Source organism: Ideonella azotifigens (genome assembly GCF_006519715.1).
Lineage (GTDB): Bacteria > Pseudomonadota > Gammaproteobacteria > Burkholderiales > Burkholderiaceae_C > Ideonella > Ideonella azotifigens.
In genome coordinates this window covers 1-5,625 of sequence record NZ_VIDT01000359.1, presented here as the reverse complement: position 1 = coordinate 5,625, position 5,625 = coordinate 1, and the positions used below count along the sequence as shown (strand labels likewise).

Annotated in this window: 6 protein-coding genes; 4 read left to right on the top strand and 2 right to left on the bottom strand. The window is 67.2% G+C overall.

Annotation, left to right across the window (positions count from 1 at the left end):
• From FKP22_RS19275 to FKP22_RS19265, 3 genes are all read left to right on the top strand, one after another.
• A partial coding sequence (locus FKP22_RS19275; RefSeq protein WP_141289331.1) for an ABC transporter permease occupies positions 1–1,082 on the top strand: 1,082 nt, incomplete at its 5' end.
• 100 nt (positions 1,083–1,182) lie between these two features.
• Positions 1,183–1,455, top strand: a complete 273-nt coding sequence (locus tag FKP22_RS19270; protein ID WP_141289330.1) for a YlcI/YnfO family protein — start codon at positions 1,183–1,185, stop codon at positions 1,453–1,455.
• Entirely contained in the window at positions 1,452–1,781 is a 330-nt protein-coding gene (locus FKP22_RS19265; RefSeq protein WP_141289329.1) for a type II toxin-antitoxin system RelE/ParE family toxin, read from the top strand. The genes FKP22_RS19270 and FKP22_RS19265 overlap by 4 nt, the downstream gene beginning before the upstream one ends.
• Before the next feature lie 61 nt (positions 1,782–1,842).
• Here the strand turns inward: FKP22_RS19265 and FKP22_RS19260 are convergent, their stop codons facing one another.
• Complete coding sequence (locus FKP22_RS19260; RefSeq protein WP_141289328.1) at positions 1,843–2,658, bottom strand: SHOCT domain-containing protein; 816 nt, start codon at positions 2,656–2,658, stop codon at positions 1,843–1,845.
• 254 nt (positions 2,659–2,912) lie between these two features.
• On the opposite strand from FKP22_RS19260, the gene FKP22_RS19255 reads away from it, so the two are divergent.
• On the top strand, positions 2,913–3,977 hold the full coding sequence (locus FKP22_RS19255; RefSeq protein ID WP_170200965.1) for a hypothetical protein: 1,065 nt from the start codon (positions 2,913–2,915) through the stop codon (positions 3,975–3,977).
• A gap of 27 nt (positions 3,978–4,004) precedes the next feature.
• Here FKP22_RS19255 and FKP22_RS19250 read toward each other — a convergent pair whose 3' ends face one another.
• Positions 4,005–5,558, bottom strand: a complete 1,554-nt coding sequence (locus FKP22_RS19250) for a methyl-accepting chemotaxis protein (protein WP_141289326.1) — start codon at positions 5,556–5,558, stop codon at positions 4,005–4,007.
• Positions 5,559–5,625 lie beyond the last annotated feature (67 nt).

The window sequence follows — 5,625 nt, the reverse complement described above, 5'->3', positions numbered from 1 at the left end:
TGCAGGTCTCGTCGCTGGCCGTGGGCCTGATGGCGCTGGCGCTTTTGGTGCTGCTGCGCACCGATCTCATCACCAGCTGGCGCCAGTCCACGCCACCTGATGCGCCGAACCGCTTTGTCATCAACATCGTGCCCGAGCAGGCCGAGGCCTTCCGCCAGCAGTTGGTGAAGGAAGGCGTGACCGGCGGCGACTGGTTCCCAATGGTGCGCGGCCGGCTGACGACGATCAACGGCGAGCCCATTGCCGAACGGCTGGCGCAGCGCGAGGACGCGCGCCGCTCGGTCGAGCGCGAGCTGAACCTCAGCTACTCGGCCCAGATGCCGGCGCACAACCAGCTGGTCGCCGGGCAATGGCGAGCTGGCGAGGCCGACGGCCTCAGCGTCGAAGAAGGCCTGGCCAAGAACCTGGGCCTGAAGCTGGGCGACGTGCTGCATTTCGACATCGGCGGCCAGCCGCGCGAAGGCAAGGTCACCAGCCTGCGCAAGGTGGACTGGACCTCGATGCGTGCCAACTTCTTCGTGATGTTCCCGGTGGCCGACATGCCGGACCTGCCCACCACCTTCATCTCCGCCTTCCGCGCCCCGGCCACGTCTGGCTTCGACAACCGCCTGACGCACGAATTCCCGAACGTCACCGCCGTCGACATCTCGGCCACGCTGGCCCAGCTGCAGCAGGTGCTGGACCAGGTGATCCAGGCGGTCGAGTACCTCTTCGTCTTCACCGTCGCAGCCGGCCTGGCCGTGCTGTTCGCCGCACTCAGCGCCACCCGCGAGCAACGCGCGCGGGAGTATGCCGTGATGCGCGCCTGCGGCGCGAGCGGCCGCCTGCTGGCTCAGGTGCAGCGGGCAGAACTGCTGGGCGTAGGCGCGCTGGCCGGCGTGCTGGCCTCGCTCGGCGCGATGGTCGTCGGCTGGGCCCTGGCCCGCTTCGCCTTCGACTTCACCTGGACCGCCGCGCCCTGGGTGCCGGTGGTGGGCGCGCTGGTCGGTGCCTTGCTGGCGTTGGCGGCGGGGTGGTGGGGGTTGAGGGAGTTGCTAAGGCGGCCGGTGATGGAGACCTTGAGACGGGCGGGGTTGCTTTGACTCGCCGGGGTCATCATTGGCCCCAAGCTCGAAGCATTCGAGTCTCAGGTTCGCCCGGCTGTGCTTTGACGTTGCAACGCGAATGCAACACAATGGTCGCATGAAGACTTCAATCCTTCCCCAAGTGCGCGTGGAGCCGCAGCTCCGCGCTGACCTCGAGTCAGTGCTTCGTGAGGGCGAGACGCTCTCGGAGTTTGTCGAGGCCTCGGTCCGCAAGGCGGTCGACTTCCGGCGTGTGCAGGATGACTTTTACGCTCGCGGCGAGGCGTCCTGGCAGGACTACCAACGCACGGGCGAGGCCTATCCTGTCGATGACGTGCTGGCCGAGCTGAGGGCCATGACCGATGCCAGACGCAAGCAGCTTGGCCTGTGAGCTACCTGGTTGAACTGAGTGCGTCCGCCAGGTTGGACTTGATCCGCCTCCACGAACACCTTCTGAGTCGGGCTCAAACTCACGAGGACATCGAAGCGGCTCAGCACGCGATCGCCGCCATCGGAGAAGCGGTTTCGGCCCAGCTGAAGACCAATCCGTTCATTTGCCGCAAGGCGACAGCAGGCGGTCGCCGGCGTGAACTGGTCATCCCATTCGGCCGCACCGGCTATGTCGCCCTCTTCGAAGTCATTCCGACGATGGAGGAGGTGCAGGCCAAGGTACTCGTGTTGGCTGTCCGCCATCAACGCGAAGAGGACTATCACTGAAGCCTGCATCTTCTTGGTTGATGTCGGCGCCCGCGCGGTGTTTGTGTCCGGCAAGGCTTGGCTACAGCCGAGCCAGCAACTCCGCCTTCTTCGCACTGAACTCCTCGGTCGTCAGCACACCCGCGGCATGCAGCTCGGCGAGCTTTTGCAGGGTTGCGAGCAGATCGGTCGGCGATGCGCTTGAATTGCCGAACGACATCGGCGCAGGGTTGACTGGCAGCGGCGCCATGCCGTTGATCGACACCACCGGCAGGCTGTTCAGCGGGACCGTGCCGTACTGGCTGCTGCAGGTCATGGTGCCGTCCGCGGCTTGTTGCTGCGAGAAGCCGCCGATCTGGTGGTCCAGCGTGTCGTAGATGGTGACGGTGCCGCCAATGTCCACCGCTAGGCGCCGGGCCTGGGCGAAGTAGGCGTAACGGGCGCCGTTCTGGCTGCCAGTGCTGTTCGGGAAACGCAGGCTGGGGCCCCACCAGTCGGGCGGCGGGGGCGTGAACAGGTTGTCGGCCGATGCGTAGCTGTTGTCTGCCGAGTCGCCGGACGGGCCCCAGCCCACCGCAGGCATCGGAGCGCCCTGGTTCTGGGACTGGAAGCTGCCGGCCTGCATCAGGCCGGGCTGTTGGGCGACCAGGTTGGACAGCTCGCTGCAGAGGTTGTCGACCCGGCCCTTGAGGTAGTTGTTGAACATGTCCGACACCATGGTCATGCCGCCGCGCATCCACTGGCCGGAGCCGGCGAACTCGCCATGGCTGAACTGCGCCATGCCGCCGTTGCCGCGCACCACGGCGTCCAGCATGTGCATCACCGCGTCCTGGCTGAAGCCGTGTCGCTGGGCGATGTCGTTGATGGCCTGCTGGCCGGCGGGGGAAAGGTGTCGCATCGCGCGGAGCCTCGGATTGGCACGCCTGGTGGCGCAAGGAAAGATCGTCACACCAGCCGATCAGGGCCGGTGGGTGCCAATGGTAGAGGCGCCCGCATGACAGGCCTGTTCCGGGGGCAGTCGCCGTGGCCGGCCTGAACGTCGTCGAGGCGCGCCCAGCGCCACATGGATGGACGCCGAACAGGGGAGAGACAGCCGACCCGGCCTTGGCGACCATGGCTGTTCCTCAACTTTTTCTGAACGGAAACCAAGTGATGCACCTTTCACCTGCTTTTGCCTCGCGGGTGGCTGCTGTTCGGCTGCTGCTGGGCGCATCGACCGTCTGTCTTGCCGCACTGGCTGTCACGCCCGCCCAGGCTGCTGCTGCCTACACCTTCACCATCCTGCCTACGCTGGGCGGCGACTTCGAGCGGGCCACTTCCATGGCCCAGAACGGCTGGGTGGCCGGCGCTTCGGGCAATCCATCGGGCTTCTCGAATGCCACGGTGTGGCAGCAGAAGCTGGCGGTGGACTTCGGGCCGGACGAATTGCGCAACAGCGCTGCCAATGGCCTGAACGAGACCGGCGACGTGGTGGGCTATGGCGAATACAACGCGCAGACCACCGGCATCTGGTGGCACGGCAGCGCAGACAACTACACGGTGCTGCCGCCGCTGCCCACCGGCCGCATCTCGTATGCCGCCGATGTCAATGCCGGTGGCGAGGTGGTCGGCCGTGCGGAGTACACGCCAGGCCGTTCGCATGCCACCTTGTGGCGCAACGCCGCCCCGCTGGATCTGGGCACGCTGGGCGGCGAGGAAAGCGAGGCGACTGCCATCAACGATGCTGGCGTGGTGGCTGGCTGGGCCATCACCGCAGACGGCTACCAGCATGCCGCGCGCTGGATCAATGGCGTGGTGACCGACATGGGCACGCTGCCCGGCGGTCAATTCAGCGAGGCTTATGCGCTCAATGAAAACGGCGAGATGGCCGGCGTGTCGGATCTGGGCGCGATCAACGTGCACGCGACGCTGTGGAGCGGCGGCAGCGTGATCGACCTGGGCACGCTGGGCGGCAGCATCAGCCAGGCCAAGGCGCTCAACAACCTGGGCACCGTGGTCGGCTGGGCCTACACCGCCTCCGAGCGCTATCCGCACGCCACGATCTGGACCAACGGCCAGATCGCCGACCTGAACCAGCTGGTGGAGCCGGCTGTTCTGGCGCTGGGCTGGCGGCTGCGCCAGGCCATGGCCGTCAACGACGCGGGTCTGATCGCCGGTGAGTCCTACAACGTCTTCACCGGGCTGACCAAGGTGTTCCTGCTCACGCCCAAGCCCTGAAGCCCGGGCCCGTCAGGCGGTTCAGCGTCAAGCGTTCGCCGGCAGGCGGAAGCGGCCGACCAGGTGGGTCAGCTGTTCGGCCTGCTGCTTCATGCTCTCCGCCGCCGCAGCCGACTCTTCGACCAGCGCGGCGTTCTGCTGCGTCATCTGGTCCAGGTGCGTGACCGCGCCATTGACCTGGCTGATGCCCTGGCTCTGCTCGGCGGTGGCGGTGGTGATCTCGCCAATGATGTGGCTCACGCGCTGCACCGAGGTGACGATCTCGGTCATGGTGCGGCCGGCGTCGCCGACCAGGCGGGCGCCGCCGTCGACACTTTCGACCGAACTGCCGATCAGGCTCTTGATCTCGCGGGCGGCTCCGGCCGAGCGCTGGGCCAGGTTGCGCACCTCGCCAGCCACCACCGCGAAGCCGCGGCCTTGTTCGCCGGCGCGGGCCGCTTCGACGGCGGCGTTCAGCGCGAGGATGTTGGTCTGGAAGGCGATGCCGTCGATCACGCCGATGATGTCGGCGATCTTCTTCGAGCTGGCGCTGATGGCGCTCATGGTCGCCACCACCTCGCCGACCACGGTGCCGCCGCGCGCGGCCACTTCGGCGGCGGTGGCGGCCAGCAGGTTGGCCTGTTGGGCCGAGGCAGCGGACTGGCGCACCGTGACGGTCAGCTGTTCCATCGAGGCGGCGGTCTCCTGCAGGCTGGAAGCGGTCTGCTCGGTGCGGGCGCTCAGGTCGTGGTTGCCGGTGGCGATCTCCGAGCTGGCGGTGCCAATGCTGTCGGTCGTCGTGCGCACCTGGCTGACCAGGTCGCGTAGGTTGTCGGTCATGGAGCCCAGTGCGCGCATCAGCACGGCGACCTCGTCCCGGCCCTCGGCCCGCACCTGCACCCGCAGGTCACCGCCGGCAACCTGGCCGGCGACGTCTGCGGCGCGGGCCAGCGGCCGGGTGATGGAGACGGTGAGCAGCCAGGCGAAGCAGGCGCCCAGGCCCAGTGCCACCAGGCCCAGCATGCCCATCAGCCATTGGCTTTGCCAAGCCAGCGCGTCGTTCTCGGCGGCCAGCGTGTCGATGTGCCGGTGCTGGTAGTCGATCAGCGCCTGCATCTTCTCCATGTAGACCTTGGCGGCGGGGCGGAACTCGTTGGCCAGCAACTGCTCCGCGGCTTCGGAGTTGCCCTCGCGCTTGGCGGCGCCAACCTTGTCGCGCGCCGCGATGTACTTCTTGCGCTCGGCGTACACGCCTTCCAGCAGGCTGCTTTCCTCGGCGCTTTTGGGCATGGCCTCCAGCAGCTTGGCGATCTCGGTGCCGCGCGCGGTGGTGATCTTCACCTCGGGCGCGAACTGCGCTTCCAGCGTCGTGTCGGCGCTTTTGGCAATGGCGGTGTAGCGCATCACGCCGACGGCGATGTTGCGATACCACTCCTCGAACATGCGCTCCTTGGCGAGCGGCGTTTCCATCGTCGCGCGCATCGAGGCCTCCAGCGAGTGCAGGCGCCAGATGCCGGTCAGCGCCATCGCCGCGATCAGGCTCAGCACGATGGCGAATCCCCCGCCCAGCCGGGCCCCCAGCTTCCATCGGTTCAAGGACATGGCGAAACGAGCCTTTCAATGTTCGGGTTTGTGTGGGGGATATCGACTCAGCGGCAACGCAGCTTGA